Genomic DNA, 26,936 nt, shown 5'->3' with positions numbered 1-26,936 from the left:
TTTTGCACATTTGCTCAATCGCGAAGCACTTCTATATTGAGGAAGTGCTTTTGCGTTCCTGACGCTCAGTGCCCACACACCCTGGAGGTCATGGATGGAGTCGTCAGCTGTCGATCAACCGCGAGCGCCCGGCCAGGCACCGGTCAAGACCCGGCGTTTCAGCATTTCGCTGGTGTGGATCGTACCGATCGTCGCGGTTCTCGTAGGCCTCTCGCTGGTGGTGCACAACCTGATGCAGGAAGGCCCCACCATCACCGTCACCTTCAAGACCGGCAGCGGCCTGACCGCCAACAAGACCGAAGTCAAATACCGCAACGTGGTGATCGGCCAAGTCACGGACGTCGAACTGAGCGACGACCAGAAAAGCGTCAACGCCACGATCAAACTGGCCAAGCAGGCCGAGACCTTCACCCGCGAAGACTCGCAGTTCTGGGTCGTGCGCCCACGCATTGGTGCGGGCGGCGTCTCGGGCATCGACACATTGCTGTCCGGTGACTACATCGGCGCCGACATCGGTCAGTCCAACTCGCGTTCGAAGCACTTCAAAGGCCTGGAGAACCCGCCGCCAATTACCTATGGCGAACCGGGCAAACGCTTCAATCTGCACGCTTCGGATCTCGGCTCGCTGGACATTGGCTCGCCGGTCTATTACCGCAAGATCCCGGTCGGCCAGGTGGTGGCCTACGCGCTGGACGCCGATGGCAAAGGGGTGAACATCGAGGTGTTCATCCACGCGCCGAACGATGCCTACGTCACGGAAAACACCCGGTTCTGGAACGCCAGCGGGATTGATGTCAACGTCGGTGCCAACGGCTTTGCAGTGAAAACCGAATCGTTGTCGACCTTGCTGGTAGGCGGCATCGCGTTTCGCGCGCCGGAGTACAGCCCCAACGACGTTGCCGCCGCTGAAGAAAGGACTTACGACCTGTTCGACGACCAGCAAACCGCCCTCGCCCCGCCCAATGGCAAAGCGCAGTACCTGACCCTGCGTTTCGATCAGGCCCTGCGTGGTCTGAAAGTCGGGGCTCCAGTGGAATTCCTCGGCATCGAGATCGGCCGGGTGGTCAGTGTCAACCTGGATTTCGACGCGAAGAAACGCAGCTTCCCGCTCAACGTCGGCATCGTGATCTACCCGCAGCGCCTCGGCCAGGCCCACATCAAGATGCTCAAGGTACTCGACCACAATCCGGACGATGAAGCCGCTGCCGTGCGCCTGATCGGCACCTTTATCGACAACGGTCTGCGTGCCCAGGCCCGCAGCGGCAATCTGCTGACCGGCCAGTTGTACATCGCGCTGGATTTCTTCCCCAAAGCCGAAAAGGTCGCGTTTGACCCGACTGCACGCCCGATCAGCGTTCCGACCGTCCCCGGCAGCCTCGAACAGTTGCAGGAAAAACTCGAAGCAATGATCGACAAGCTCAACAAGCTGCCGGTGGAACGGATTGCCGGTAACCTCGACAGCAACCTCGTGGAATTGCGCAAAGGCCTCACCCAGTTCAACGCCAAGACCCTGCCCGGCGTGCAAAACACCCTCGCCGACGTGAGCAAGACCCTGCAATCGGCCAGTTCAACCCTGGCCGAGGATTCGCCGCAACGCGAACAACTGTCCCAGACCCTCGACGAACTCGGGCGCATGTCGCGTTCGCTGCGTGAGCTGTCCGATTATCTGGGCCGTCATCCGGAATCGTTGATTCGCGGCCGCCCCGACAACGCCGCGCCGCTGGACCTCAAAGGGCCGCCGCGCAACTGAGCACAGGAGCTGTCCCATGGCTTTACCGCTGAAGTTCACCGTGCTCGCCATCGGCCTGCTGCTGGGCGCTTGCAGCAGCGCCCCGATCAACTTTCATACCCTGACGCCAACGCAACCGATGGCCGGCCGCGCCGGTTCGGAAATCACCCTCGAAGGCATCAGCGTGCCGCCGCAGGTCGACCGGCCGCAGATCGTCATCCGCCAGGGCAACAGCGGCCTGGCGATCCTGGAGACCGAATGGTGGGGCGCCAGCCTCAGCGATGAGTTGCGCAGCGCGCTGGTGGATCAGCTCAGTAATGCCGGCGGCCCGCGCAAAACCTCCGTGCGCATTGATGTGCAACGTTTCGATTCGATACCCGGGCAATACGGGCTGATCGACGTCAAATGGCGCCTGCGCCAGGCCAACGCCGGGGACGATGCCCTGATCGCCTGCCGGTCGCTGCTACAGACCCCGTCCGGGCCGACCATCGACGATCTGGTGGTGGCCCAGCAGAACAACGTCAAGCGCCTGGCTGCGTTGATCAGTCAGGCAGCGGGCACTTCGCGCGGCTGCCCACCGTCCTCTTGAGGGACCGGGCTCAGCGAGACGGTAAAACGACAACCGTTGGGCTCACGCGTGGTGAGCCGGACCTGCCAGTGCTCCCGGTTACAGATGCGCTGCACCAGTGACAACCCCAGCCCAAGCCCCTCGCCTCGACGCTCGTCGCCGCGCACGAACGGTTGGAACATGGCTTGTCGCTGTTCCTCCGGAATGCCGATGCCGCTGTCTTCGACCACAAATCCGTTTTCCCCGACGCTAAGCCTGACAAAACCCCGATCGGTGTAATGCCAGGCATTTCGCAGCAGGTTGCCCATCACTGACTGCAGGAAGGTCTGGTTGTAACGAGCCGTGCCGGCCGGGTTGATGTCGCAGAAAAATTCCAGCCCTTTTTCGCGGATCAGCCGCCCCCAGATCTCCGCCTGAACGCGTGCAACCTCCCCGAGGGAAACGCAAATGTCGCCACCGGTATCTTCCTGGGCGCGGGCGAGCATCAGGAAGGTATCCACCAACTGACGCATTTCATGACTGGCCCGTGCGATGCGGTTGACCTGCGCGCCCGAGCGGGTATCGAGCGACGGATTGGCGAGCAGCAACTCGCAGGCTCCGCCGAGCACCATCAACGGTGTGCGAAGTTCATGACTCACGTCGCTGGTGAAGAGTTTTTCGCGGCTCAGCGTGTCGCGCAGCCGGCCCAGTGTCTGATCGAACGAGAGTGCCAGTTCGCCGACCTCGTCCGCCGCGTAGTCTGGATGCAGGGGTGGCGCGAGTACCAGTAACTGATCGCGGTGACGAACCTGGCGCGCCAGGCGAATGACCGGGGCCATCACCCGTCGCGCCAGCAATCGACCGAGCATAATTGCTAGCAGAATGCTCAGGATGAAACCCACCGCGACCACGATGAACAACAGACGCTCTCGCTGTTCGAGACTTTCCTGGTCACGCAACAGCACGTACTTGCGTCCGCCCACCATTTCGACCATGGCGAAAAAGCCATCGCCTTCGAACATGACCTCCTGAAACCCCGGCGACAGAGCCGCCAGTGACGGGACGAGCGCCATGGCGCCAGGTCCGCCTTCGAAGAAAAACAGCTCGCTCTTTTCCGGTCGATGGCTCCAGCGACTGATGTCATCCATTGCCAGCAGACGATGCAGTCCGCCCATCAAGGTCGTGGCCGTCAACTTGTGTTCCACCACATGCACGGTGGCAACGATTCCCAGCGCAAATACGCCGGCCACCAGCGCACTCATCGAGGCGAATACGATGACGATCCGTTTCGTCAGGCTTTGCTTGAAATCCATTCGGCTGGAGGACTCCACCTCTGTTATCAGACTCAGCGGTCAACATCAGGTGTGTACTCAATAGATGGACCGAACGGATTCAGCTTCACCTCAAACAGCAACAGTTGTTAAGCCAGCCCGGTAAAAAAAGCGTATTTGAGTCTGGTTATCAGAAACTTGATTAATTGCACACTTTCAACGCCCGCAAATTTTTCACATGTTCTTCACTGCGGCCCGACGTGAATAGCCCCAACATTCAGCCAGCATTCAAGTACGCAACCATAAAGTTGATTAAATCGCGGGCCAGTTGCGCCTGCGAAGTTAAGGGGCATGGCGTGGAGCGACAGATGCAATTAACGGCAGTCTATAAACAACGTCGAATATTGCGACTTGGAAAACTGCTGACGGTCATCGGTGTAGTGGTAGCGTTTGCACTGGTCAGCGGCTTCGTCTGGGTGACCCGCTCACCCATTGATCTGGGCCACGCGGGAAAGGCCTCAAGAGCGGATTGGGCAAGGGCCTGGCAGGCGGGCGAAGTCGTTGCACTGGTGCGTCATGCCGAACGTTGTGACCGCTCTGACCATCTTTGTCTGGGCCCGGAAGACGGTATCACTCAGGTCGGCAACAATTCGGCTGCACGGGTGGGCAAGGGTTTCACGAGCCTGGGCATGCAGCAGGCACAGGTGTTCACCAGCCCGCTGACCCGGACCGTGCAAACGGCGCGTGCCATGTTCGGACAGGACGCTACTGCCCAGTCCTGGCTTGAATCCTGCGGTTCGTCGCTGCGTAACGAGGTGGTGGCGCACAAAGTTGCACAGCGCAATCTGGTGCTGGTCACCCACAGCGGCTGCATCAGCGATTTTGAAAAACAGACCGGTTTCCCCCACGCGATCGCCGCTGATTATGGAAGCACGCTGTTTGTTCGCGTTGATGCCAAGGGGCAACTTGAAGTGCTGGGCATTCTGAATGCCGAGGCCTGGTCTCAACTCAATAGTGATTAACGCCTTGGACAGCTAATTGACAGTTCCGAGCTGTTTTCAATTAAACAAAGCACACTTCATTAAATTGTAATGAGAGATGTATCTGCCTTCCGACTTACTGGACAGCTGGTTTTTTTAGACTTGGCTATATCGCGAGAACTTCGGCCCGGAGGTACGTCAGTTCTCTGGATACAGGAACTGCCCCGACACCTGCATTCATTCAACACGATGACTCGTCCGCTCAGGAACACGCAGGGCAGGTCATCGACATCAGAACTTCGTACGGTACCAAGGCTTTGTAATGACGTCTGAAAACAACCCGCTGCGACACACTGCCCTCTTCCCCCCGACAACAACAGTCGAACGCTGGGCCATCCCCGGCCTGATTCTGGCGTTCGTGGTGTTCTACCTGCTGCCGTTGATGAGCCACGGCCTGTGGATCCCCGATGAAACCCGCTACGGCCAGATCAGCCAGGAAATGCTGCTGAGTGGCAATTGGGTAGCACCGCACTTCATGGGCATCCGTTACTTCGAGAAACCGATTGCCGGCTACTGGATGATTGCCATCGGCCAGGCGATTTTCGGTGACAACCTGTTCGGCGTGCGCATTACTTCGGCACTGAGTACCGGCGTGAGTGTCTGGCTGACCTACCTGCTGGCCCGTCGACTCTGGAACAACCCGCGCATCAACGCCGCGAGCGCCCTGCTGTACATGAGTTTCGGGCTGATTGCCGGTCAGGCCGGCTATGCCAATCTCGATCCGCAATTCACCTTGTGGGTCAACCTGAGCATGGTGGCTGTGTGGTTTGCCATCGACAGCCGCACGCCCCGCGCTCGCCTGGGTGGCTGGGCGCTGCTCGGTGTCGCTTGCGGCATGGGGCTGATGACCAAAGGGTTCCTGGCCCTGCTGTTGCCGGTGCTGATCGCCCTGCCCTACATGGTCTGGCAACGGCGGTTCGGTGAGCTGGTGCGTTACGGACTGCTCGCCGTGGTGGTCTGCGCTCTCGTCAGCCTGCCGTGGGTCTTGGCAGTCCATTACCGAGAACCGGACTTCTGGCGGTTCTTCTTCTGGCATGAACACATCCGTCGTTTTGCCGCCGGTGACGACGCGCAACATGCCCGCCCGTGGTGGTTCTACCTGCCGTTGCTGTTTGCCTCGACCCTGCCGTGGGCGCTGCTTCTGCCTTCGACCTTACTGCGCATGTGGCGCGAAAAGCGTGAGGCAAAAACCGCTTACCTGGCACTGTGGTTCCTGCTGCCACTGGCCTTTTTCAGTCTGAGCAGCGGCAAACTTCCTACGTACATCATGCCGTGCCTGCTGCCCGTCGCGCTGTTGATGGGGCAGACCGTGGTCCAGTGGCTGGATCAACGCAGCGGCCGGATCCTGCGCCTGAACGGTGTGTTCAACACAGTACTTGCCAGTGTTGCGCTGGTGGCCCTGCTCTATCTTCAGGCCACGAAGGAAATCTACGAAAACACCGAGATGTTCAGCCTGTCGCTGGCTTATATCGTGGTGGTGGGCTGGATCATCGCCAACGCCTTGCAAGTGCTGCAGCCACTGACATTGTGGGCAATGCCGGCGCTGGGCATCGGCCTGCTCGTGGCGTTGCTGCCCGCCGGCATGCCGGCGCAGATCGTCAACAGCAAGATGCCCGACCAGTTCATTGCCGAGCATCAACGGGAACTGAGTGAAACCGCGTCCCTGCTGAGCAACGACCTGGGCGCGGCCTCGGCACTGGCGTGGCGCTTGAAACGCCCGCAAGTGGATCTGTTCAACACCATTGGCGAACTGAAGTACGGCCTCGAAGACCCGGCCATGGCGGCGCGCAAAGTCACCCTGGACAGCGTCGGCCAGTGGATGACCGACGCGCGGAAAAAAGGCGCCGTCGGCGTGGTCTTGCGCGTCAACAGTACGCAGGAAGAACAGGAAGTCGAATTGCTGCCCGTGGACGGCAGGCATTATCGGCGCGGCAATCTGCACATTTTCATCTTTGCGCAGAAACAGCCATGACGGTGCGCAACAACGACCGCGCCGCCCTGTTGCTCCTGCTGGCGGCCAGCGCCCTGATGTTGCTGCTCGGCCTGGGCAGTCGCGAACTGTGGGGCGCGGAAACCCGCTGGGCGAACATCGCGTTGCAGATGCTGCAAAGCGGTGATTACTTCGACCCGTACCTCAAGGGTGATCCCTACTACGACAAGCCGCTTTTGTCGTACTGGCTGATCACCGCGACCGCCTGGCTGACCGGCAGTCTCGATCACTGGTCGCTGCGCCTGTCTTCGGTGGTGTCCGCATGGTTGAGCGTGTGGCTGGTGTATCAACTGGGCGAGCAGCGGTTTCGCAAGGGCACGGGCCTGATCGCCGGCTGGATGCTGGCGACCACCTTCTATTTCGTGTTCTGGGCGCGGGTCGCCACGGCCGACATTCTGACCGTGTGCGGGGTGCTGGCAGCGGTCTGGTGGTATTGGCGCGGTCCTGAAGACACCCGGTTTTCGCGCTACGTGGTGTTCTGCGGTTTGCTGGCCCTGACCTCACTGTTCAAGGGGCTGATCGGCTTTATCCTGCCGGGGCTGGTGCTGCTGCCGCACCTGTTGCATGAAGGCCGCTGGAAGCGTCATCTCAATCTGAGACTAATCGCCGCGCTGGTGATTGCCGGGGCGTTCTACATGACGCCGTTCCTGCTGTCCCACCTCTACGGCGCGCCAAATTACGGGGAAAGCGGCCTCGGGCTGGTCTTGCGGGAAAACGTCGTGCGGTTTTTCCAGCCATTCGACAACATCGGCCCGATCTACACCTATTTGCTGTACCTGCCGATTTATACCTTGCCCTGGGCGCCGTGCTGGATCATTGCCTTGTGGGTCGCGGTGCGGAACTGGAAACGCATCGAACCGGACACCCGCTGGCTGATTCAGGGCCTGGGGTTATTAATGCTGTTCTTCACGGCCAGCGGCAGCCGGCGCAGTTATTACGTGCTGCCACTGGTGCCGTTCGCGCAACTGCTCGGGGCGTGGTGGATTACCCGGCGCCTGGCGGCTCGAAATGCCGAAGGCCCGTTCGGCGGGCGTGGCCTGAAAATCGGTTTCGGCGTGGCCACTGTCCTGCTGCTCGGCATACTCGGTGTGCTTTACCCGTGGACCAACAGCGGAGGCGGCGCAATCCGTTTCGGCGAAACCGTGCGTCTGCAAGCCTGCCAACGCGCACCGTTGAGCCAATGGCATCTGGTCATGGTCGAGGTCGACAATAAAGTGCCGATGTATCTGCAGACCGGCGGTGCGCCGTTCTACTACGTGCCGCAGAGCCGGGATTTCCCGCGCGACGGCGATACCGCAGCCATGTTCGCCTGGCTGGAACGCACCAGCGGTCAGCACTGGGATCCGCAACGGACAATCTTTGTCGCCCAGTACCGCACCGGCGATCCCATACCGCTGAATCACCTCAGCCGCGACCATCAGGTCATTACCACCACGCCCACCCGCGGCGAACAGCTGTTTCACGGCCGCGAGGATCAAAGCGTGGCCTACCTCCCCCAAGGCTCCTGAAAGACGGCGCCGGGTTCGCCCGGCGTCCCCGCCAAGTGACTGCTAACCTGAATGGCAATGACATGTATTAACGGTTGTTTTGACGTTTTTTTCTCATTTGCCTCTCTACATTGCCAGCCAGCCAACATATGCAAATCATTCGCATTGAAACTCCCGCGAATGCTTGCCCATAACGTCTAAAAACAGGAGCTGCCCCCGCCATGAGTCCATCCCTTCCGTCCTTTCTGAAACAGGCCGCGCTGGCGACTGCGCTGCTCGCTGCCGGGCAGACCTTTGCCGCCGACTCCGTCGGCCTTGTGGTCTACAACGCCCAGCACGAAACCCTGACCAAGGCCTGGGTCGCCGGCTTCACCGAGGAAACCGGGATCCCGGTCACCGTGCGCAACGGCGACGACACGGAAATGGGCAATCAGATCGTGCAGGAAGGTGCGGCGTCGCCGGCGGATGTGTTCCTGACGGAAAACTCCCCGGCCATGGTGCTGGTGGACAACGCCAAGCTGTTCGCGCCGGTGGCTCCGGCAACCCTTCAGCAAGTCGATGCGGCTTATCGACCGGCCCACGGTCAGTGGGTCGGCATCGCCGCGCGCTCGACGGTGTTCGTCTACAACCCGACGAAACTGGCGGAAAAAGACCTGCCCAAATCCCTGATGGACCTCGCGAGCCCGGCCTGGAAAGGTCGCTGGGCCGCGTCGCCTGCCGGTGCGGATTTCCAGGCCATCGTCGCCGCCGTGCTGGAACAGAAAGGCGAAGCCGCCACCCTCGAATGGCTCAAGGGCATGAAAGCCAATTTCACCGCCTACCGGGGCAACAGTTCGGTGCTCAAAGCGGTGAATGCCGGGCAAGTCGACAGCGGCGTGATCTATCACTATTACGCGTTCGTCGATCAGGCCAAGACCGGCGAAAACAGCAAGAACACTGCCCTGCACTACTTCAAGCATCAGGATCCGGGGGCGTTCGTGAGCATTTCCGGCGGCGGCGTGCTGGCTTCCAGCAAACACCAGGAGGACGCGCAGAAATTCCTCCAGTACATCACCGGCAAACAAGGCCAGGAAGTCCTGCGCACCGGCAATTCCTTTGAATACGCAGTGGGCAAGAACTCGGCCTCCAACCCCAAACTGGTGCCGTTGAAGGACCTGGACGCGCCGAAAGTCGATGCATCGAAGCTCGACAGCAAGAAAGCCGTCGAACTGATGACCCAGGCAGGACTGCTGTAATTGATGCCTGAAACTCTGCCGGCGGGGATCGCTGCGGCGCCCTCCGCCCATTTGTCACGCCGGACCCGCGCCCTCAATGGGCGCGGAAGTCCGTGGGTGTTCGTGCTGGCCATCGCGGTGTCGCTGCTGTCATTGGTGCCGATCGGCTTTGTGATCGGCGTGTCGTGGTACACCGGCTGGGCGACCATCGAAGCCTTGGTCTTTCGCCCTCGGGTCGCCGAGCTGCTGATCAACACCGTGCTGCTGGTGCTGATCACGCTGCCGATCTGCATCGTGCTCGGCACCACGTTGGCCTGGCTGACCGAGCGCACCGATCTGCCGGGGCGACGGCTGTGGTCATTGCTGGCGGTTGCGCCGTTGGCGGTGCCGGCGTTCGTGCACAGCTACGCGTGGGTCAGCCTGTTTCCGTCGATTCATGGGCTGCCGGCCGGGGTGCTGGTGTCGGTGATCGCCTATTTTCCGTTCCTGTACCTGCCGATTGCGGCGACGTTACGTCGCCTCGATCCAGCGATTGAAGACGTCGCCGAATCCCTCGGCCTCAAGCCATGGGCGGTATTTTTCCGGGTGGTGTTGCCGCAACTGCGGCTGGCGATCTGCGGCGGTGCATTGCTGGTCGGCCTGCATTTGCTGGCCGAATATGGCCTGTACGCGATGATCCGCTTCGATACCTTTACCACGGCGATTTTCGACCAGTTCAAATCCACCTTCAACGGCCCCGCCGCCAACATGCTCGCCAGCGTTCTGGCGCTGTGTTGCCTGGCGATGCTGGTGGTGGAGTCCGGCGCCCGTGGTCATGCGCGGTATGCCCGCGTCGGTTCCGGCAGCGCTCGCGAACAACGCACCGTGCGCTTGCAACGGCGCACCGCCGCGCTGGGTTTGTGCCTGCAAGGCCTGACCTGCCTGCTGGCGCTCGGCGTGCCGTTGCTGACCCTCGGCAAATGGCTGATCGCTGGCGGTGCCGAGGTCTGGCAGGGCAATGAGTTACTGCCGGCGTTGCTGCAGACACTGTCGTTCGGCGTGGCCGGGGCGCTGTTGACCAGCCTCGCGGCAATTCCGATTGCCTGGCTGTCGATCCGGGCGCCCGGCAAGCTGCAACGCCTGCTTGAGGGTTGCAATTACATCACCAGCGCATTGCCCGGGATTGTCGTGGCGCTGGCGCTGGTCACCGTGACGATCCATTTCGCCCGACCGATCTACCAGACCACCATTACCGTGCTGCTGGCCTACCTGCTGATGTTCCTGCCCCGGGCGCTGGTCAGCCTGCGCGCCGGGTTTGCACAGGCACCGGTGGAGCTGGAAAACATCGCACAAAGCCTCGGCCGTTCACCGTTGCGCGCCCTGTGGCTGATCACCTTGCGTCTGGCGGCGCCCGGTGCGGCGGCGGGCGCGGCGCTGGTGTTTCTGGCGATCACCAATGAACTGACCGCGACCCTGCTGCTCGCGCCCAACGGCACGAGCACCCTGGCCACCGGTTTCTGGGCCATGACCAGCGAAATCGACTACGCCGCCGCAGCGCCTTACGCCCTGCTGATGGTGCTGCTGTCGCTGCCGCTCACGGCCATCCTCTATCACCAATCCAGGCGCAGTGCCGGCCGATGAACGCTCTCGACATCATCAATCTCAGCAAATCCTTCGGCGCACAGACGGCGCTGGACTCCATCAACCTGCCCGTCCCGACCGGCAGCCGCACGGTGATCGTCGGCCCGTCCGGGTCCGGCAAGACCACCCTGTTGCGGATGATCGCCGGGTTCGAATTCCCCGACGCCGGCAGCCTGATGCTCAACGGCCAGACCCTGGTCGACCGCACCCACGCCGTACCCGCGTATCAGCGGCAGATCGGTTACGTGCCGCAGGACGGCGCGCTGTTCCCGCACATGACCGTGGCCGACAACATCGGTTTCGGCTTGGCAGAAACCGGCAGCGCCAGAGCCGAACGTATTCAGGCGCTGATGGACAACGTCGCCCTGAACGCCGACATGGCCACACGCTGGCCCCACGAGTTGTCCGGCGGCCAACAGCAGCGGGTGTCCCTCGCCCGGGCACTGGCCCAACGTCCACGCCTGATGCTGCTCGACGAACCCTTCTCCGCCCTCGACACCGGCCTGCGCGGCGCCATGCGCAAAATGGTCGCGCGCCTGCTGGAAGAGGCTGGCGTGACCACGATTCTGGTGACCCACGATCAGGGCGAAGCGCTGTCGTTCGCCGATCAGTTGGCGGTCATGCGCGACGGTCGGCTGGTGCAGTCAGGCCATCCGATGGACCTCTACCGCTACCCCAACGATGAGCAAACTGCGCATTTTCTCGGCGAAGCCGTGGTCATGCCCGCCCGGATCGAAGCCGGTTGGGCCCATTGCGATCTGGGCCGGGTGATGGTCAACAGCAATGGTTTTTCCGGCGCCGCGCAGATCATGTTGCGGCCCGAGCAACTGCAACTCTCGGACATTCCCGCCGATCCGGACGGCTGTCACGCGGTGGTCACTGATCGGGACTTCGGCGGCAACGTCTGCACCCTCACGGTGGAACTTCGCACGCAAGCCAGCCCCGGTCGCTCACTGCTGGTGCGCAGCTCCGGCATGCACGCGCCACCGGCCGGCAGCGCCGTGCAATTGTCCATTATGGGGGCGGCCCACGTCTTTGCAACGCCCTGACTACAGGTCGAAGCGATCCACCGCGCGGCGCCGCTCGTTGTCGTCGCGCACGTCATAGTTGGCGGTCGTCTGGATATTGCTGTGGTGGGCGAGCTTCTGGGCGATCGACAGGTCGTGCTCTTCGATCACCCGGGTGATGAACGAACGGCGGAAATCATGAGGCATGATCTTCACCCCGACCTGGGTCCCGCGCTGGCGGGCGATGTAATAGATCGCGTGCTTGGTGATGCGCTCGCGGGTGATATGGCTGCCACGGCGGATGCGGTTGAACAGAAACGCGTCGTCGCTCTCGCCTTCCTTGAGTTCCGAGCGACGAAACTCCAGCCAGGCATTGAGTTTGGCGAACGCCCAGGCTGGCGCGTATTTGATCAGTTGTTTATTGCCCTTGGCAGTCACGCACAGACTGCGCTCGTTGAAATCGACCTGATTGAGATCCAGATCCACCGACTCCGACTTGCGCATGCCAGTGCCGTACAACAGCGCAATCACCGCCGCATCGCGCAAACCTTGTGGCCGTGGATCAGCGGCGCAGACTTCCATCAATTCATGAATCAGCGTGCGCTTCAAATTGCGCCCCTGAGACAGGCGTGTGCCGGCAATGCCTTTGACCGAGCGCATTTTCAATAGATGTTCCTGGCTGATCAGGCTCATGCGCCAGGCTTCATTCATTACACCGCGAATGGCGTTTACATAAAGCGAAGAAGTATTCGGTGCGTAATTGTCGGCGCGCAATGCAGCGACTAATGCAACCACATCTTCCGGTTGCAGCGCATGCCAGGGAATTTCTTCGACGTTCATGTCTTCGAAACCGAGACGGTCGGCAGCGTCCTGCAACACGTAACGCATGGTCAGTTGGCTGGAGGGCGCCAGACGCGCCAGATACACGGTCATCGGGTTGGTTTTCAGGGGGTCGGGGGATGCAACGGGTAAGTCAATCAAACGTCGGGCCTTGAGTAAAAACAGTTCAACACAGCAACTAACAACTGCAACATTCTTAATATAAGGAGAACACTTCCGTAGGACTTTTCTACTAAAAACCGCGATAAACGGTAGAAGTCTGAACAGTGGCTGTATGGGTTTCAGATAAACGATTCGCCGACCGGTTTTTCATGTTCCTTTCACAAAAACGGGCATAACCTTAATTCCACTGAGTCCTGTGCCGGCGCTGCCCAAGCTGCCGGGCAATGCCTGAAAAGTCAACCGAACCCGACGTTATGTCGTCTTGGCAACTTATTGATGCAAAGGATTTTTTCGCGTCTACGCTTTGATTGGATCCAACCATTCAATGGATCTATTTCTTTTTTCTTTGCAATGAGGTGTGCATGAGTCAGGCGTTTCTCCCCTTCTCCCGCCCCAGTATCGGTGATGAAGAAATTGCCGCCGTGGAGCAAGTCCTGCGCTCCGGCTGGATCACCACCGGGCCGAAAAACCAGGCCCTCGAAGAACAATTTGCCCAGTACGTCGGCAGTCGTCATGCCGTGGCACTTTCCTCGGCCACCGGTGCCATGCATGTAACGTTACTGGCGTTGGGAATCGGCCCCGGCGATGAAGTCATCACCCCGTCGCAGACCTGGGTGTCGACCGCCAACATGATCTCGCTGCTCGGCGCCACGCCGGTGTTCGTCGATGTCGACCGCAACACCCTGATGACCGACGCCGCGCGCATCGAAGCCGCCATCACCCCGCGCACCAAAGCAATCATTCCGGTGCATTACGCCGGCGCCGCGTTTGATCTCGACCCGCTCTACGCGCTGGCCGACAAGCATGGCATCGCCGTGATCGAAGACGCCGCCCACGCCGCTGGCACCCGCTACAAGGGTCGTCACGTCGGCTCGCAAGGCACCGCAATCTTTTCTTTCCACGCGATCAAGAACATGACCTGCGCCGAAGGCGCGATGTTCGTCACCGACGACGAAGCCCTGGCCAACCGCGTGCGCATGCTCAAGTTTCATGGTCTGGGCGTCGATGCGTACGACCGCCTGACCCATGGCCGCAAACCCCAGGCCCAGGTGATCGAGCCCGGTTTCAAATACAACCTGGCCGACATCAACGCCGCGATTGCGCTGGTGCAACTGGAGCGTCTGGACGCGATCAACGCCCGTCGCACCGAACTGGCCACGCAATACCTGCAAAAACTCGAAGGCCTGCCGGTGCAACCGCTGGCGGTGCCTGCCTACGCGCAAACCCACGCCTGGCACCTGTTCATCCTGCGCATCGACAGCGAGCGCTGCGGCATGGATCGCGAAGCCTTCATGAAGGGTTTGCAGGAGCAAGGCATTGGCACCGGCATCCACTTCATCGCCACCCACCTGCACACCTGGTATCGCCAGCGTGATCCGCACCTGTCCCTGCCCGACACCGAGTGGAACTCGGCGCGGCTGTGCTCGATTCCCTTGTTTCCCGACATGACCGACCAGGATCTGGACCGGGTCGTCGGGGCCATTGAACACCTGATGGGGAAACGCCCGTGAGACCTTATCCGATTCATTGCGTGTCGATCGTCATCCCGGTCTACAACGAAGAAGACAGCCTGCCGGAACTGCTGCGCCGCACCCAAGCCGCCTGCCAGCAACTGCGTCATGACTACGAAATCGTGCTGGTCGACGACGGCAGCCGCGACACCTCCGCGCAATTGCTCGAAGACGCCGCGTCAGTCGAAGACAGCCCGTTTGTGGCCGTCATCCTCAACCGCAACTACGGCCAGCACGCGGCGATCATGGCCGGTTTCGAACAGTGCAAGGGCGACGTGGTGATCACCCTCGACGCCGACCTGCAGAACCCGCCAGAGGAAATCCCCCGGCTGGTCGCCGAGGCGGAAAAAGGCTTTGACGTGGTCGGCAGCGTGCGCGCCAATCGTCAGGATTCGGCGCTGCGCCGCTACCCGTCGAAACTGATCAACCTCGCCGTGCAGCGCTCCACCGGCGTCGCCATGAGCGACTACGGCTGCATGCTGCGCGCCTACCGCCGCACGATCATCGACGCGATGCTCGCCTGCCGCGAACGCAGCACGTTCATTCCGATCCTCGCCAACAGCTTCGCCCGCCACACCACGGAAATCACCGTGGCCCACGCCGAGCGCGAACACGGTGATTCGAAATACAGCCCGATGCGCCTGATCAACCTGATGTTCGACTTGATCACCTGCATGACCACCACGCCCCTGCGCCTGCTGAGCATTGTCGGTTTCGCCATGGCCGGGCTCGGCGTGCTGTTCGCGGCGGCGCTGATCTTCATGCGCCTGGCGTTTGGCGCCGGATGGGCCGGCGATGGCCTGTTCGTGCTGTTCGCCGTGCTGTTCGTGTTCACCGGCGGCCAATTCATCGGCATGGGCCTGCTCGGCGAATACCTGGGCCGGATGTACAGCGATGTGCGCGCCCGCCCGCGGTTCTTCATTGAAAAAGTCCTGCGCGGCCATCCCGCCACGCCGGCCCCTGCCATCACTGTTGACGGCCTCACTTCCAACTCCACGTCCGATCAGGTTCTCTCATGAGCGCAAAAACTGTTGTCTTCGCTTACCACGATATTGGCTGCGCCGGCATTCAAGCCCTGCTCGACAGTGGCTATGACATTGCGGCGGTGTTTACCCATGCAGATGACCCCAAGGAGAACACCTTCTACGCCTCGGTTGCACAACTGTGCGCCAACAAAGGCATCGCGGTTCATGCACCGGAAGACGCCAACCATCCGCTGTGGATCGAACGGATTGCCAAGCTCGACCCGGATTACCTCTTCTCGTTCTACTACCGCAATCTGCTGAGCGAGCCATTGCTGGCCCTCGCCAAAAAGGGCGCGTTCAACCTGCATGGCTCGCTGTTGCCGCGTTACCGTGGCCGCGCGCCGGCCAACTGGGTGCTGGTCAACGGCGAAACCGAAACCGGTGTCACCCTGCACCGCATGGTCAAACGCGCCGACGCCGGCGCCATCGTCGCCCAACAACGTGTAGCCATCGAACGCAGCGACACCGCGCTGAGCCTGCACGGCAAACTGCGCACGGCCGCCAGCGACCTGCTGCGCGACGCGCTGCCAGCGATGCTTCAGGGCAAGATCACCGAAACCCCGCAGGACGAATCCCAAGCCACGGTGTTCGGTCGTCGCACCCCGGCGGACGGCAAACTGGTCTGGGCGCAACCGGCCGAGCAACTGTTCAACCTGGTGCGAGCCGTAACCCGTCCGTATCCGGGCGCCTTCTGCGCCGTGGGCGAGCACAAGCTGATCGTCTGGAGCGCCGACGTGGTCAAGGGCAACGAAGGCCAGGCGCCGGGCCGGGTCATCAGTGTCGATCCGCTGCGCATCGCCTGCGGTGAAGACTCGCTGGTGATCAATGCCGGCCAGCGCAATGACAACGGCCTGTACCTCAGCGGCCCGCAACTGGCCAGTGAACTGGGTCTGGTGGACGGTTCGCTGCTGCGCGGTGCCGAATCCGGCCGTGGCCCGCGTCGTACACGGGTGCTGATCCTCGGCGTCAACGGTTTCATCGGCAACCATTTGTCCGAGCGCCTGCTGCGTGACGAGCGCTACGAAGTCTATGGCCTGGACATCGGCTCCGATGCCATCGACCGTCTGCGCAGCCACCCGCGTTTCCACTTCGTCGAAGGCGACATCAGCATTCACTCGGAGTGGATCGAGTACCACATCAAAAAATGCGACGTGGTGCTGCCGTTGGTGGCCATCGCCACGCCGATCGAATACACGCGCAACCCGCTGCGGGTGTTCGAGCTCGACTTCGAAGAAAACCTGAAACTGGTGCGCTACTGCGTCAAGTACAACAAGCGCGTGATCTTCCCGTCGACCTCGGAAGTCTATGGCATGTGCCAGGACAAACATTTCGACGAAGACCGCTCGAACCTGATTGTCGGCCCGATCAACAAGCAGCGCTGGATCTATTCGGTGTCCAAGCAACTGCTGGATCGGGTGATCTGGGCCTACGGCGCCAAGGGCCTGAACTTCACCCTGTTCCGTCCCTTCAACTGGATGGGCCCACGGCTGGATCGCCTCGATTCGGCGCGTATCGGCAGCTCCCGCGCCATCACCCAGTTGATCCTCAATCTGGTGGAAGGCACACCGATTCGTCTGTTCGACGGCGGCGCGCAGAAACGCTGCTTCACCGACATTGCCGACGGTGTCGAGGCACTGGCGCGGATCATCGATAACGACAACGACGTCTGCAACGGCCAGATCATCAACATCGGCAACCCGGACAACGAAGCGAGCATTCGCCAGTTGGGCGAAGAACTGCTGCGCCAGTTCGAGGCTCACCCGTTGCGCAGCAACTTCCCGCCGTTCGCCGGTTTCCGCGACGTGGAAAGCAAGGCGTTCTACGGTGCCGGTTATCAGGACGTCGAGCACCGCAAGCCGAGCATCGCCAATGCCAAGCGCCTGCTGGACTGGACGCCGACCGTGGAAATGCGCGAGACCATCGGCAACACGCTGGATTTCTTCTTGCGCGAGGCGATGCTCGAAATCGAGAGGCCTTCCAATAAAGGGGCATGTTGATGCAGGCCGGTTTGCGCATCGACGTCGACACCTTTCGCGGCACCCGCGAAGGCGTGCCGCGCTTGCTGGAAATTCTCGATGAAGCGCAGATCAAAGCGACGTTTTTCTTCAGTGTCGGCCCGGACAACATGGGCCGGCATCTATGGCGCCTGATCCGTCCGCAGTTCCTCTGGAAGATGCTGCGCTCCAACGCCGCCGGCCTGTACGGCTGGGACATCCTGCTGGCCGGTACGGCGTGGCCGGGCAAGCCGATCGGTCGTGACCTCGGGCACCTGATGCGTCAGGCCCGGGCCGCCGGCCACGAAGTCGGCCTGCACGCCTGGGATCACCACGGTTGGCAGGCCAATGCCGGGCGCTGGAGCGTTGCGCAACTGGTCGAGCAGATCCGTCAGGGCGTCGACACCTTGGGCGACATCCTGGGCGAAAAGGTCACGTGTTCGGCCGCCGCCGGTTGGCGTGCGGACGAGCGTGTGATCGAAGCCAAGCAGGCCTTCGGCTTTCGCTACAACAGCGATTGCCGTGGGCAGCGGGTGTTCCGTCCGTTGCTGGCCGATGGTTCGGTCGGTGCGCCGCAGATTCCGGTGGACCTGCCGACTTTCGATGAAGTGGTCGGGCCGAGTGTCGCGGCGAAGGATTTCAACGCCTTCATCCTCGACCGGTTCCGCCCTGAAAACCTCAACGTCTACACCATTCACGCCGAAGTAGAAGGGATTCTGATGGCCGAAGACTTTCGTCGACTGCTGGCCGACGCGCGCCAGCGACATATCCACTTTCAGCCCTTGGGCGATTTGCTCCCCGAATTTCTCAACACCTTGCCCGTCGGCCGTGTGCAACGCGGCGCCCTCGAAGGCCGCGAAGGCTGGCTGGGAGTGCAAGACGCATGAGCAAACGCTGGGCATTGCCGCTGTTGCTGGGGATTTTTTTGCTGGCTTATCTGCTGCCGCTGGGCAGCCATGGTTTGTGGATTCCCGATGAAACCCGTTATGCGCAGATCAGCCAGGAAATGCTGCTGAGCGGCAACTGGGTGTCGCCGCATTTCATGAACCTGCGTTACTTCGAAAAACCGGCAGCCGGTTACTGGATGATCGCCCTCGGCCAGGCCGTGTTCGGCCAGAACCTGTTCGGCGTGCGGTTTGCCTCGGCCCTGAGCACCGGGTTGAGCGTGCTGCTGTGCTTCCTCATCGCCCGACGTTTGTGGAACGAGCCGCGCAAAAGCTTCGTCTGCGCCCTGCTCTACATGAGTTTCGTCATCGTCGCCGGCCAGGCCGGTTACGCCAACCTCGATCCGCAATTCACCTTTTGGGTCAACCTGAGTCTGGTGGCGCTGTGGTTCGCCCTCGACAGCCAACGCCTGGCCGGCTGGGCGGTGTTGGGCCTGGCGTGCGGCATGGGCTTCATGACCAAGGGTTTTCTCGCCTGGTTGTTGCCGGTGCTGATCGCGTTGCCGTGGATGCTCTGGCAGAAACGCTGGAAGGAATTGCTGCTGTACGGCCCAGTGGCCATCGCCGTGGCGATCATCGTCAGCCTTCCATGGGTGCTGGCGGTGCACGGTCAGGAACCGGATTACTGGCGGTTCTTCTTCTGGCACGAACACATCCGCCGGTTTGCCGGCGACGATGCCCAGCATGACGCGCCGTGGTGGTTCTATCTGCCGCTGCTGGTGGCGTTCAGTCTGCCGTGGGTCGGGATGTTGCCGGTCGCGTTCAAGCAGGCCTGGCAGACCCGCCGCGAAACCGGCATCGCGTTTCTCGGGCTGTGGCTGCTGATGCCGCTGCTTTTCTTCAGCCTGAGCAACGGCAAGCTGCCGACCTACATCCTGCCGTGCCTGCTGCCGCTGGCGTTGCTGATGGGCCACGCGCTGGCTGATCGCTTGCGTCTGGAACAAGGCCGAGCACTGGGCCTCAATGGCCTGCTGAATCTGTTGCTGGGACTGGTCACGCTGGTCGGTCTGGTCTACGTGCAGCTCAAGCGTCCGCTGTACGACCACGAATTGCACAGTCTGGTGCTGGTGTTCATCGCACTGACCGGCTGGATCATCAGCAACCTGCTGCAAGCGTTCCGCCCGTTGCAGTGCTGGGCGGCGCCGGCGGTGGGCAGCCTGCTGCTGATCGCCTTGCTGCCGGCGGCAATGCCCAAATCGGTGGTCGCCAACAAGATGCCCGATCAGTTCGTCCTCGCCCATCAAGCGGAACTGGGGAGCACCACGCACCTCTTGAGCAACGACCTGGGGGCCGCGTCGGCCCTGTCCTGGCGGGTCAAACGCCCCCAAGTGGCGATGTACAACACGATAGGCGAATTGAAATATGGGCTTGCCTATCCTGACGGCATTCGACAACGGGTCGATCCCGATCAGGTGCAACAGTGGATGCGCGAAGCCCGCAAGACCGGTTCGGTCGGCGTGGTGATGCGGATCAAGGGGCAAGACGAACTGGACGAACTCGACAGACTGCCCAAGGACGGCGTTCGTTATGAGCAAGGCAATCTGGTGATCATGATTCTTCCGCAGGAGGCGTCATGAGCCTGTGGTTGCTGTTGTTCGCCTGCCTGCTGACCTGCCTGGGCCAGGTCGCGCAGAAATTCGCCGTCGAGCGCTGGCGCGGCGCGAGCCTGTCGTGGTCGCGCAAAGTGCGTTCGCCATGGCTGTGGCTGGCCCTGCTCGCCCTCGGCGCGGGCCTGCTGGTGTGGCTGCTGGTGTTGCAGCGCCTGCCGGTCAGCATCGCCTATCCGATGCTCAGCCTCAATTTCGTGATCATCACCCTGATCGCTCGCTTCGTATTCAGGGAGCCCGTCGACGCTCAGCACTGGTTCGGTGTGGTGCTGGTAATCGGTGGCGTGGCGCTGTTGGGGCAACAGTCATGAACTCGCGTCGTGGAATCTTCTTCGCCCTGGCCAGCGTGCTGCTGGTCAGCGTGGCGCAACTGAGCATGCGCTGGAGCATGACGCGCCTGCCTCGCCCGGATCAGTGGCTGGCCCTGCCCGCTGTCGACTCAGTCGCGCTGGTCGTGGTGCTGGCGGCGATCTTCGCCTACGCCCTGTCAATGCTCTGCTGGCTCGCCACCCTGCGCGATCTGCCGCTGGGCCGGGCCTATTCGCTGCTGAGCATCAGCTATGCGCTGGTGTACCTGCTGGCGGCCAGCCTGCCGCTGTTCAACGAATCCTTCAGTTTCTCTAAATCACTGGGCGTGGCGCTGGTCATGCTCGGGGTCATCACCATCAACACCCGTCCGGCCCGTGCGCCTGAGTTGAGGAGTTCGCCATGAAAATCACAGTGTTTGGTAGCGGTTATGTCGGCCTGGTGCAGGCCGCCGTGCTGGCCGAAGTCGGCCATGACGTGGTGTGCATGGACATCGACGAGAAAAAAGTCGAACTGCTGCGCCAGGGTCACGTCAGCATCTTCGAGCCGGGGCTGGCCAGTCTGGTCCGCGAAGGCCTGGACGCCGGACGCCTGCAATTCACCTGCGACGAAAAACTCGCGGTGCAGCATGGCAAGGTCGCGTTCATTGCCGTTGGCACCCCGTCCAAAGAAGACGGCTCGGCGGACCTGCGTTACGTGCTGTCGGTGGGTGACGCGGTGGCCCGGCACCGTGAACAGCCGCTGATTCTGGTGGAGAAATCCACCGTACCCGTGGGCACCGGCGACACCTTGCGCACGCACCTGGACAAAGCGCTGCTCAAGGCTGGGCGCCTGTTGCAGTTCGATATCGTCTCCAACCCGGAATTTCTCAAGGAAGGTTCAGCGGTCGCCGACTGCCGCCGGCCGGACCGGATCGTCATCGGTTGCGAGCGCGAAGAAGTGCGCGACGTGATGCGTGACCTGTACTCGCCGTTCAACCGCAACCACGACCGCATCATGTTCATGGACCTGCGCAGCGCCGAACTGACCAAGTACGCCGCCAACTGCATGCTGGCGACCAAGATCAGCTTCATCAACCAGATCGCCGAACTGGCCGAGCACCTGGGCGCGGACATCGAATCGGTGCGCCAGGGCATCGGCGCCGACAGCCGCATCGGCTACCACTTCATCTACCCCGGTTGCGGTTACGGCGGTTCGTGCTTCCCCAAAGACATGCGCGCGCTGATCCACAGCGCCGAAGAGGCGCACTGCTCCAGCGATCTGCTGCAAGCGGTGGAAGCGATCAACCAGCGGCAGAAACACAAGCTGTTCGAACGGATCAACGCGTTCTACAAGGGCGAGTTGCGCGGCAAGACCTTCGCCGTCTGGGGACTGGCCTTCAAACCGAACACTGACGACATGCGCGACGCGCCGAGCCGTGTCCTGCTCGAGTCGTTGTGGGCCGCCGGCGCCAATGTACAGGCGTTCGACCCGGAAGCCATGCAGGAAACCCAGCATTTGTACCCGGACGAAACAAAACTGATGCTGATGGGCACCCCGGAATCGGTGCTCGCCGGTTCCGATGCACTGATCATCTGCACCGAATGGCAGCAGTTCAAGGCGCCGGACTTCGACCTGATCCAGCAACGCCTCAAGGCCCCGGTGATCTTCGACGGTCGCAACCTGTACGACGCTGAACGCCTGGCCCGTAAGGGTTTCCATTACTTCCCGATGGGCCGTGGCGAATCGCGTACCTTGCCGATTCCGTTGCAGCAATGGCCGCACGCCTCGGACGTGGCTTGATCAAGTTGTCCTGTACCATTCGCCGGCAGTCCCTGATCGCAGGGCTGCTCGCGTTTGTGCTGTTCATCGCCGGCGTGTACGGGCAGGCGCCTATCGGTTTCGACTCGCGCTTCGTGTTGTTCGCCCAGGAAATGCTGCGCCACGGGCCCAGTGTATTTCCCACCACCTATGGTGAGCCGTACGCCGACTATTCGGCGCTCTCGACGTTGTTCATCTGGCTGCTGTCGTTGCCGTTCGGCACGGTCAACAGCCTGACAGCGTGGCTGCCGAGCGCGGTTGCCGGCGCGGTGATCGTGACGTTGATGTATCGCTTGCTCGCGCCCTCGTCCGTGCGCTGGGCGGTGGTCAGCATCGCCTTGCTGATGCTCACCAGCACCTTCATCACCGAAACGCGCGCGGTGTCGCAGGACCTGATGCTCGCCGCAGTCGCGTTTTCGGTGTTCTACCTCGGCTATGCCCACGATCATTTCGCTGCCGGTCGGCGCTGGCCGCTGGTGTTCATTCTGTTACTGCTGGGGTTCGGTATTCGCGGGCCGATCGGGCTGGTGGTGCCGACCGGCATGCTGTGCAGCTATTACCTGCTGGATCGCCAATGGTCACGCCTGTTGCTCTTCGGGGTGCTGGCTTCGCTGCTGCTGGCGGCCTGCGTCGGGCTGTTGTTGTGGCTGGCGGAGGTCAGCGGTGGGCCGGCGTTTCGTCAGGACGTGATCCGTATGCAGTTCATGGGGCGCATGGACGGCAGCGAAGGCATCAGCGGTTCGCTGTATTACTTCACCAGCTCACTGGGCAACTACGCGCTGGCGTATCCGCTGGCCTTGCTGGCACTGGCAGCGGCATGGTTGAGCAAGCCCCGGCAACGCGGCCCGGCTTTGCGACTGGTGCAGTATTGCGCCGCTGCGGGGTTGATCGTGATGCTCGGGCTGTCGATTCCACAGGCGAAAAAGGCCCGTTACCTGCTGCCGATGCTGCCCATGGCGGCGATCATTGCGGCGTATCCGTTTCAGGTGTTGCACGGCCGGGTGTTTGCCTGGCTGCGCGTCGCCATGCAGGGATTGTGGTTGTTGATTCCCGCGTTGCTGATCGTCCTGTTATGGGTGGCGAAGCGACGGTTTCCCGAGTCGTTGACCGGCCTGACGTCGGTAATGATCGTGCTGGGATTGCTGCAAGTAGCCGCGTTGTCGCGCTTGTGGCTGCCGCGCTGGCGAACCGAAGTCCTCGCGTTCAGCGCTGTTCTGGCGGTCTGGTCGGCGTACGCGCTGGTGTTCGAGCCGGTGGAGCGCCAGCTGTATGACACGCGATCCTTCAGCCAGGCGGCCATGGTGCGGATCCACGAGCAACCCGCGCCGCTGGTGCTGCACGGCATGGGCAAGGACGCCAAGGCAATCAAGTTCATGGTCAACGTCGAGCAGGATCTGCAACCGCTGTTCACTGAAACCACGCAAGCGCTCGAAGCACTCAAGGGGCCGGCGTGGCTGATGATGGATCACAGCGACTATCAAGCCCTGCAAGGCACGCCGCTTGGGGCGCTGCGACCGGTGCTGAGCGGGCGTTTCGACAAAAACGATTATGTGTTGCTGTGGCTGGCGCCTTAACCTGCGCGGCGTGATTTCCACAGGGACCGCTGACTGATGACCTTTACCGTGCGACAGGCCCTGGCAGCCGATGCCATCGCCCTTCCCGCCATTGAGCGTTCGGCCGCCGAGTTGTTTCGCCTTGACCCGTCACTGGCCTGGTTGGCAGATGCCGATGTGCCGAAGGCCTCGGCGCATTTACCGGCTATTGAGCGGGGCGAACTGTGGGTGGCGCAAAACAACGACGGGCAACTTGCAGGTTTTTTAAGGGCGGTGACGGTCGACCATCAGTTGCACATTGAGGAACTGTCCGTCAGCCAACACTTTCAGGGCCGGGGCGTCGGTCGCAAGTTACTGTTGGCGGCGATTGAACAGGCGCGTCTTTGGCAACTTCGCGCAGTGACGCTGACGACCTTTCGCGATCTGCCGTGGAATGCGCCGTTCTATCAACGCATGGGTTTTGCGCGATTGAACGCCAAGGACACCGATGCGCGTCTGAACCAAGTATTGCGCGATGAAATCGCTCACGGATTGCCCGGCGAGCGACGTTGCGCCTTGCGCCTGATGCTCACGCCGTCGCCTTGAGATCAACCCCCAGCGCCTGGGCAAACGCCTTGACCAACGGACTGCGCACGGTGTTGTGTCGCAGGATCAGATTGAACGGCGTGACGAAGTGGATCAGCTCCGGGCACACCGCGCGAAACTGCCCGGCGGCCACCAGTGTGGCGGCGTAATGCTGCGGCAGAAAGCCCACGAAACGCCCGGTCTTGATCAGCAATGCCACCGCTTCGACCTGGGTCGCCGAGGCGGAAAAACTGTCGTAGCGGGCGAAGTTGAGCTTGTCGCGATGGATCGCGTAGCGGTGGTTGATGCACTCGTAATCCTGCAGCACGTTGCCGCCCATTTGCTCCGCCGGCATGTCGAACAACGGGTGGCCGACGGCGCAGTAGGCCTGCGAGCGTTCTTCATAGAGCGGGTAATAATCGAACTCTTCGCGCTTTTGATAAACCGGGACTATTCCGGCCACTAAGCGCCCTTCAACTACGCCTCTTTCCACCTCATCCAACTGGGTCGCCTGAAGTTGAAACCTTACTTTCGGCGAGTGTTCATTTATCGTTCTAAGCGCAGCAACTAACGGGGAATTATCGTCACTGATCGTATTATCGATCACCCCCACTCCGAGATCGCCGATAAGTTCATTCTGTGCCGAACTAAGCCGATCGCGAAAGTTGTCAACCGAGGCAAACAGATCAATCGACGCCTGATACACCAGACGCCCTTCTTCGGTCAGGTGAAACCCTTCGCGCCCCCGGGTACACAGGCGCATGCCGATGCGGATTTCCAGGTCTGAAATCTGTTTGCTGATGGCGGCCAGGCCCACGTTCAGCTCGTTTTGCGCCGCGCTGAAGCCACCGGCCTCGACCACCGCCTTGAACACCTTGAGCAGTTTGAAGTCCAGTCCGCTGAGGGCCAAAGGTGCCCGGTGAGCGGTTTTGACCGGTGGGTTTCCGGAATTGGAAAGTGGGGTTTCCATAATGCTGATTTACCTCTGGCGCAATGTTCAACAATCTGTGTCCAACAACAAAAACATCGCCGACTAATAATAATGACCACAGAAAACAGGCCTTGGCAACCGCCAAAAAATCTCGAACATCAGTGCCAACTCACTGATCGCCAAACATTAAAAGCTGACACTTCGATCAGCTCTTGTCTCTTTGCAACTGCCCTCTTGAAAACTGCTTTGGCCTGATTCTGTCTGCTGCTGTTCGCTGAATAGCCAGCGCGATTTTCAGGGCCATGCACACCGATTTCAGTTCGCGTTACCGACGAGGAAAACAACAAATGTCTCAAACCACCGACCGTCTATGGGGTGCCCGTTTCAAAAGCGGCCCGTCCGCAGCCCTGGCGGCCCTGTCCCGTTGCCCCGAGCGCTATTTCCGCCTGACGCCGTACGATCTGGCCGGCTCCAAGGCCCACGCCGGGGAACTGCAACGTGCCGGCCTGCTCGACGAGCAGGAAACCCGCACGATGATCGAAGCCCTGGACGGCATCGGTGCCGATTTCGCAGCCGGGCGCATCGCCCCGACCCTGGACGACGAAGACGTTCACACCTTTATCGAGCGCCTGCTGACCGAACGCCTCGGCGCTCTGGGCGGCAAGCTGCGCGCCGGCCGTTCGCGCAACGACCAGACCGCCAACGACCTGCGCCTGTTCCTGCGTGATCACGTTCGCACGTTGGCCGTGGAAGTGCTGGCCCTGCAAACGGCGCTGGTGGATCAGGCCGAGCAGCATGTCGAGAGCATCTGCCCGGGCTTCACCCACTTGCAGCAAGCGCAACCGATTGTGTTCGCCCACCACCTGCTGGCCCACGCGCAATCGATGGTGCGTGACGTGCAACGCCTGGTGGACTGGGACGCGCGCACTTCGCTGTCGCCCCTCGGTGCCGCAGCCATGGCCGGTTCCGCCATCGCTCGCCAGCCGCAGCAGTCGGCCAAAGAGATGGGTTATGCCGGGGTCTGCGAAAACTCCATCGACGCCGTGGCCAGCCGCGACCACGTCGCCGAATTCCTGTTCATCGCCAGCATGCTCGGGATCAACATCTCGCGTCTGGCCGAAGAGTTCTGCCTGTGGTCGTCGCGCCAGTTCCGCTGGGTCGATCTGGACGACGCCTACGCCACCGGCAGTTCAATCATGCCGCAGAAGAAAAACCCCGACATCGCCGAACTGGCCCGGGGCAAGGCTGGGCGCCTGATCGGCAACCTGACCGGTCTGCTGTCGACGCTCAAATCCCTGCCGCTGTCGTACAACCGCGACCTGAGCGAAGACAAGAACGGCGTGCTCGACAGCGTCGACACCCTGCTGCTGGTGCTGCCGGCGATGGCCGGGATGGTCGCGACCATGTCCGTCAACGTCGAGGAATTGCGGCGTCAGGCGCCACTGGGTTTCACCCTCGCCACCGAAGTCGCCGACTGGCTGGCGGTGCGCGGCGTGCCGTTCAAGGAAGCCCACGAAATCACCGGTGCGCTGGTGCAGGCCTGCGAGAAACACGGCATCGAACTGTGGGAAGCCTCGCCGGCGCTGCTGGCCGAAATCGACCCGCGCCTGACGGCAGACGTGCGTGACAGCCTGACCCTGGAAGCCGCCATCGCTGCCCGCAGCGGTTGGGGCGGCACCGCGCCGCAACAGGTGCGCGAGCAGATCGGCCGACTGAAAACCGCCCTCGCCGCGCAGCAACAGTGGACCGAAAACTACCAGGGCTTCCGCCTCTAAGCCGGGTCCCCCTCCCACC

At 61.6% G+C, this 26,936-nt stretch carries 22 protein-coding genes; 19 read left to right on the top strand and 3 right to left on the bottom strand.

The features are described 5' to 3' along the window. The first annotated feature begins 94 nt into the window (after positions 1–94). Entirely contained in the window at positions 95–1,750 is a 1,656-nt protein-coding gene (locus ACKJSM_RS24285; RefSeq protein WP_410239097.1) for an intermembrane transport protein PqiB, read from the top strand. 16 nt (positions 1,751–1,766) lie between these two features. After that, positions 1,767–2,318, top strand: a complete 552-nt coding sequence (locus ACKJSM_RS24280; protein ID WP_410239096.1) for a membrane integrity-associated transporter subunit PqiC — start codon at positions 1,767–1,769, stop codon at positions 2,316–2,318. Here ACKJSM_RS24280 and ACKJSM_RS24275 read toward each other — a convergent pair. Next, positions 2,276–3,589, bottom strand: a complete 1,314-nt coding sequence (locus ACKJSM_RS24275) for a sensor histidine kinase (RefSeq protein ID WP_410239095.1) — start codon at positions 3,587–3,589, stop codon at positions 2,276–2,278. The two genes, ACKJSM_RS24280 and ACKJSM_RS24275, sit on opposite strands and share 43 nt — an antisense overlap. A 326-nt stretch (positions 3,590–3,915) precedes the next feature. On the opposite strand from ACKJSM_RS24275, the gene ACKJSM_RS24270 reads away from it, so the two are divergent. The 6 genes from ACKJSM_RS24270 (at position 3,916) to ACKJSM_RS24245 (ending at position 11,947) form a co-directional block, all read left to right on the top strand. Then, a complete protein-coding gene (locus ACKJSM_RS24270; RefSeq protein WP_410239127.1) occupies positions 3,916–4,569 on the top strand; it encodes a histidine phosphatase family protein in 654 nt (217 codons plus the stop codon). Between the two features lie 280 nt (positions 4,570–4,849). Then, entirely contained in the window at positions 4,850–6,559 is a 1,710-nt protein-coding gene (arnT, locus tag ACKJSM_RS24265) for a lipid IV(A) 4-amino-4-deoxy-L-arabinosyltransferase (RefSeq protein ID WP_410239094.1), read from the top strand. Further along, entirely contained in the window at positions 6,556–8,085 is a 1,530-nt protein-coding gene (locus tag ACKJSM_RS24260) for an ArnT family glycosyltransferase (RefSeq protein WP_410239093.1), read from the top strand. Before arnT (ACKJSM_RS24265) ends, ACKJSM_RS24260 begins: the two co-directional genes overlap by 4 nt. Before the next feature lie 200 nt (positions 8,086–8,285). Then, positions 8,286–9,299, top strand: coding sequence for an iron ABC transporter substrate-binding protein (locus ACKJSM_RS24255; RefSeq protein ID WP_410239092.1), 1,014 nt, complete (start codon positions 8,286–8,288; stop codon positions 9,297–9,299). A gap of 3 nt (positions 9,300–9,302) precedes the next feature. Beyond that, a complete protein-coding gene (locus tag ACKJSM_RS24250) occupies positions 9,303–10,898 on the top strand; it encodes an ABC transporter permease (RefSeq protein WP_410239091.1) in 1,596 nt (531 codons plus the stop codon). Continuing rightward, positions 10,895–11,947 (top strand): ABC transporter ATP-binding protein, encoded by a 1,053-nt coding sequence (locus tag ACKJSM_RS24245; protein ID WP_410239090.1) that lies wholly within the window; start codon positions 10,895–10,897, stop codon positions 11,945–11,947. Before ACKJSM_RS24250 ends, ACKJSM_RS24245 begins: the two co-directional genes overlap by 4 nt. Here the strand turns inward: ACKJSM_RS24245 and xerC are convergent, their stop codons facing one another. Next, positions 11,948–12,838 (bottom strand): tyrosine recombinase XerC, encoded by an 891-nt coding sequence (gene xerC / locus ACKJSM_RS24240; protein ID WP_011334252.1) that lies wholly within the window; start codon positions 12,836–12,838, stop codon positions 11,948–11,950. A gap of 431 nt (positions 12,839–13,269) precedes the next feature. On the opposite strand from xerC, the gene arnB reads away from it, so the two are divergent. The 10 genes from arnB to ACKJSM_RS24190 are packed head-to-tail and all read left to right on the top strand — an operon-like array spanning position 13,270 to position 24,232. Beyond that, complete coding sequence (gene arnB / locus ACKJSM_RS24235) at positions 13,270–14,418, top strand: UDP-4-amino-4-deoxy-L-arabinose aminotransferase (protein WP_410239089.1); 1,149 nt, start codon at positions 13,270–13,272, stop codon at positions 14,416–14,418. After that, the gene (gene arnC / locus ACKJSM_RS24230) at positions 14,415–15,437 is read left to right on the top strand and encodes an undecaprenyl-phosphate 4-deoxy-4-formamido-L-arabinose transferase (RefSeq protein ID WP_410239088.1); all 1,023 of its coding nucleotides are present in this window, start codon (positions 14,415–14,417) and stop codon (positions 15,435–15,437) included. The genes arnB and arnC overlap by 4 nt, the downstream gene beginning before the upstream one ends. Further along, complete coding sequence (arnA, locus tag ACKJSM_RS24225; RefSeq protein ID WP_410239087.1) at positions 15,434–17,440, top strand: bifunctional UDP-4-amino-4-deoxy-L-arabinose formyltransferase/UDP-glucuronic acid oxidase ArnA; 2,007 nt, start codon at positions 15,434–15,436, stop codon at positions 17,438–17,440. Before arnC ends, arnA begins: the two co-directional genes overlap by 4 nt. After that, positions 17,440–18,324, top strand: coding sequence for a 4-deoxy-4-formamido-L-arabinose-phosphoundecaprenol deformylase (gene arnD, locus ACKJSM_RS24220; protein ID WP_410239086.1), 885 nt, complete (start codon positions 17,440–17,442; stop codon positions 18,322–18,324). Before arnA ends, arnD begins: the two co-directional genes overlap by 1 nt. Further along, the gene (arnT, locus tag ACKJSM_RS24215; RefSeq protein ID WP_410239085.1) at positions 18,321–19,958 is read left to right on the top strand and encodes a lipid IV(A) 4-amino-4-deoxy-L-arabinosyltransferase; all 1,638 of its coding nucleotides are present in this window, start codon (positions 18,321–18,323) and stop codon (positions 19,956–19,958) included. Before arnD ends, arnT (ACKJSM_RS24215) begins: the two co-directional genes overlap by 4 nt. After that, positions 19,955–20,299, top strand: coding sequence for a 4-amino-4-deoxy-L-arabinose-phosphoundecaprenol flippase subunit ArnE (gene arnE, locus ACKJSM_RS24210; RefSeq protein ID WP_410239084.1), 345 nt, complete (start codon positions 19,955–19,957; stop codon positions 20,297–20,299). The genes arnT (ACKJSM_RS24215) and arnE overlap by 4 nt, the downstream gene beginning before the upstream one ends. Next, a complete protein-coding gene (gene arnF, locus ACKJSM_RS24205; RefSeq protein WP_410239083.1) occupies positions 20,296–20,700 on the top strand; it encodes a 4-amino-4-deoxy-L-arabinose-phosphoundecaprenol flippase subunit ArnF in 405 nt (134 codons plus the stop codon). Before arnE ends, arnF begins: the two co-directional genes overlap by 4 nt. Beyond that, positions 20,697–22,076 (top strand): UDP-glucose dehydrogenase family protein, encoded by a 1,380-nt coding sequence (locus ACKJSM_RS24200; protein WP_410239082.1) that lies wholly within the window; start codon positions 20,697–20,699, stop codon positions 22,074–22,076. The genes arnF and ACKJSM_RS24200 overlap by 4 nt, the downstream gene beginning before the upstream one ends. Continuing rightward, positions 22,049–23,668, top strand: coding sequence for an ArnT family glycosyltransferase (locus tag ACKJSM_RS24195; protein ID WP_410239081.1), 1,620 nt, complete (start codon positions 22,049–22,051; stop codon positions 23,666–23,668). Before ACKJSM_RS24200 ends, ACKJSM_RS24195 begins: the two co-directional genes overlap by 28 nt. A gap of 36 nt (positions 23,669–23,704) precedes the next feature. After that, positions 23,705–24,232, top strand: coding sequence for a GNAT family N-acetyltransferase (locus tag ACKJSM_RS24190; RefSeq protein ID WP_410239080.1), 528 nt, complete (start codon positions 23,705–23,707; stop codon positions 24,230–24,232). Here the strand turns inward: ACKJSM_RS24190 and ACKJSM_RS24185 are convergent. Next, the gene (locus tag ACKJSM_RS24185) at positions 24,216–25,181 is read right to left on the bottom strand and encodes a LysR family transcriptional regulator (protein WP_410239079.1); all 966 of its coding nucleotides are present in this window, start codon (positions 25,179–25,181) and stop codon (positions 24,216–24,218) included. The two genes, ACKJSM_RS24190 and ACKJSM_RS24185, sit on opposite strands and share 17 nt — an antisense overlap. A gap of 308 nt (positions 25,182–25,489) precedes the next feature. On the opposite strand from ACKJSM_RS24185, the gene argH reads away from it, so the two are divergent. Then, complete coding sequence (argH, locus tag ACKJSM_RS24180; protein ID WP_410239078.1) at positions 25,490–26,917, top strand: argininosuccinate lyase; 1,428 nt, start codon at positions 25,490–25,492, stop codon at positions 26,915–26,917. The last annotated feature ends 19 nt before the right edge of the window (positions 26,918–26,936 follow it).

This window comes from Pseudomonas sp. PHC1 (assembly GCF_046487845.1).
Taxonomy (GTDB): domain Bacteria; phylum Pseudomonadota; class Gammaproteobacteria; order Pseudomonadales; family Pseudomonadaceae; genus Aquipseudomonas; species Aquipseudomonas sputi.
This window is presented reverse-complemented; position numbering and strand designations above follow the sequence as displayed.

What these genes read in the sequence shown, in the direction of transcription:
- ACKJSM_RS24285 (WP_410239097.1), top strand. Translation starts at nt 95, where the DNA reads ATGGAGTCGTCAGCTGTCGATCAACCGCGAGCGCCCGGCCAGGCACCG.
- arnA (WP_410239087.1), top strand. Translation starts at nt 15,434, where the DNA reads ATGAGCGCAAAAACTGTTGTCTTCGCTTACCACGATATTGGCTGCGCC.
- arnT (WP_410239085.1), top strand. Translation starts at nt 18,321, where the DNA reads ATGAGCAAACGCTGGGCATTGCCGCTGTTGCTGGGGATTTTTTTGCTG.
- ACKJSM_RS24245 (WP_410239090.1), top strand. Translation starts at nt 10,895, where the DNA reads ATGAACGCTCTCGACATCATCAATCTCAGCAAATCCTTCGGCGCACAG.
- arnD (WP_410239086.1), top strand. Translation starts at nt 17,440, where the DNA reads ATGCAGGCCGGTTTGCGCATCGACGTCGACACCTTTCGCGGCACCCGC.
- ACKJSM_RS24260 (WP_410239093.1), top strand. Translation starts at nt 6,556, where the DNA reads ATGACGGTGCGCAACAACGACCGCGCCGCCCTGTTGCTCCTGCTGGCG.
- arnF (WP_410239083.1), top strand. Translation starts at nt 20,296, where the DNA reads ATGAACTCGCGTCGTGGAATCTTCTTCGCCCTGGCCAGCGTGCTGCTG.
- arnT (WP_410239094.1), top strand. Translation starts at nt 4,850, where the DNA reads ATGACGTCTGAAAACAACCCGCTGCGACACACTGCCCTCTTCCCCCCG.
- ACKJSM_RS24280 (WP_410239096.1), top strand. Translation starts at nt 1,767, where the DNA reads ATGGCTTTACCGCTGAAGTTCACCGTGCTCGCCATCGGCCTGCTGCTG.
- ACKJSM_RS24270 (WP_410239127.1), top strand. Translation starts at nt 3,916, where the DNA reads ATGCAATTAACGGCAGTCTATAAACAACGTCGAATATTGCGACTTGGA.
- ACKJSM_RS24185 (WP_410239079.1), bottom strand. Translation starts at nt 25,181, where the DNA reads ATGGAAACCCCACTTTCCAATTCCGGAAACCCACCGGTCAAAACCGCT.
- xerC (WP_011334252.1), bottom strand. Translation starts at nt 12,838, where the DNA reads ATGACCGTGTATCTGGCGCGTCTGGCGCCCTCCAGCCAACTGACCATG.
- ACKJSM_RS24255 (WP_410239092.1), top strand. Translation starts at nt 8,286, where the DNA reads ATGAGTCCATCCCTTCCGTCCTTTCTGAAACAGGCCGCGCTGGCGACT.
- argH (WP_410239078.1), top strand. Translation starts at nt 25,490, where the DNA reads ATGTCTCAAACCACCGACCGTCTATGGGGTGCCCGTTTCAAAAGCGGC.
- arnE (WP_410239084.1), top strand. Translation starts at nt 19,955, where the DNA reads ATGAGCCTGTGGTTGCTGTTGTTCGCCTGCCTGCTGACCTGCCTGGGC.
- ACKJSM_RS24195 (WP_410239081.1), top strand. Translation starts at nt 22,049, where the DNA reads ATGGCCGCACGCCTCGGACGTGGCTTGATCAAGTTGTCCTGTACCATT.
- arnB (WP_410239089.1), top strand. Translation starts at nt 13,270, where the DNA reads ATGAGTCAGGCGTTTCTCCCCTTCTCCCGCCCCAGTATCGGTGATGAA.
- ACKJSM_RS24200 (WP_410239082.1), top strand. Translation starts at nt 20,697, where the DNA reads ATGAAAATCACAGTGTTTGGTAGCGGTTATGTCGGCCTGGTGCAGGCC.
- ACKJSM_RS24275 (WP_410239095.1), bottom strand. Translation starts at nt 3,589, where the DNA reads ATGGATTTCAAGCAAAGCCTGACGAAACGGATCGTCATCGTATTCGCC.
- ACKJSM_RS24190 (WP_410239080.1), top strand. Translation starts at nt 23,705, where the DNA reads ATGACCTTTACCGTGCGACAGGCCCTGGCAGCCGATGCCATCGCCCTT.
- ACKJSM_RS24250 (WP_410239091.1), top strand. Translation starts at nt 9,303, where the DNA reads ATGCCTGAAACTCTGCCGGCGGGGATCGCTGCGGCGCCCTCCGCCCAT.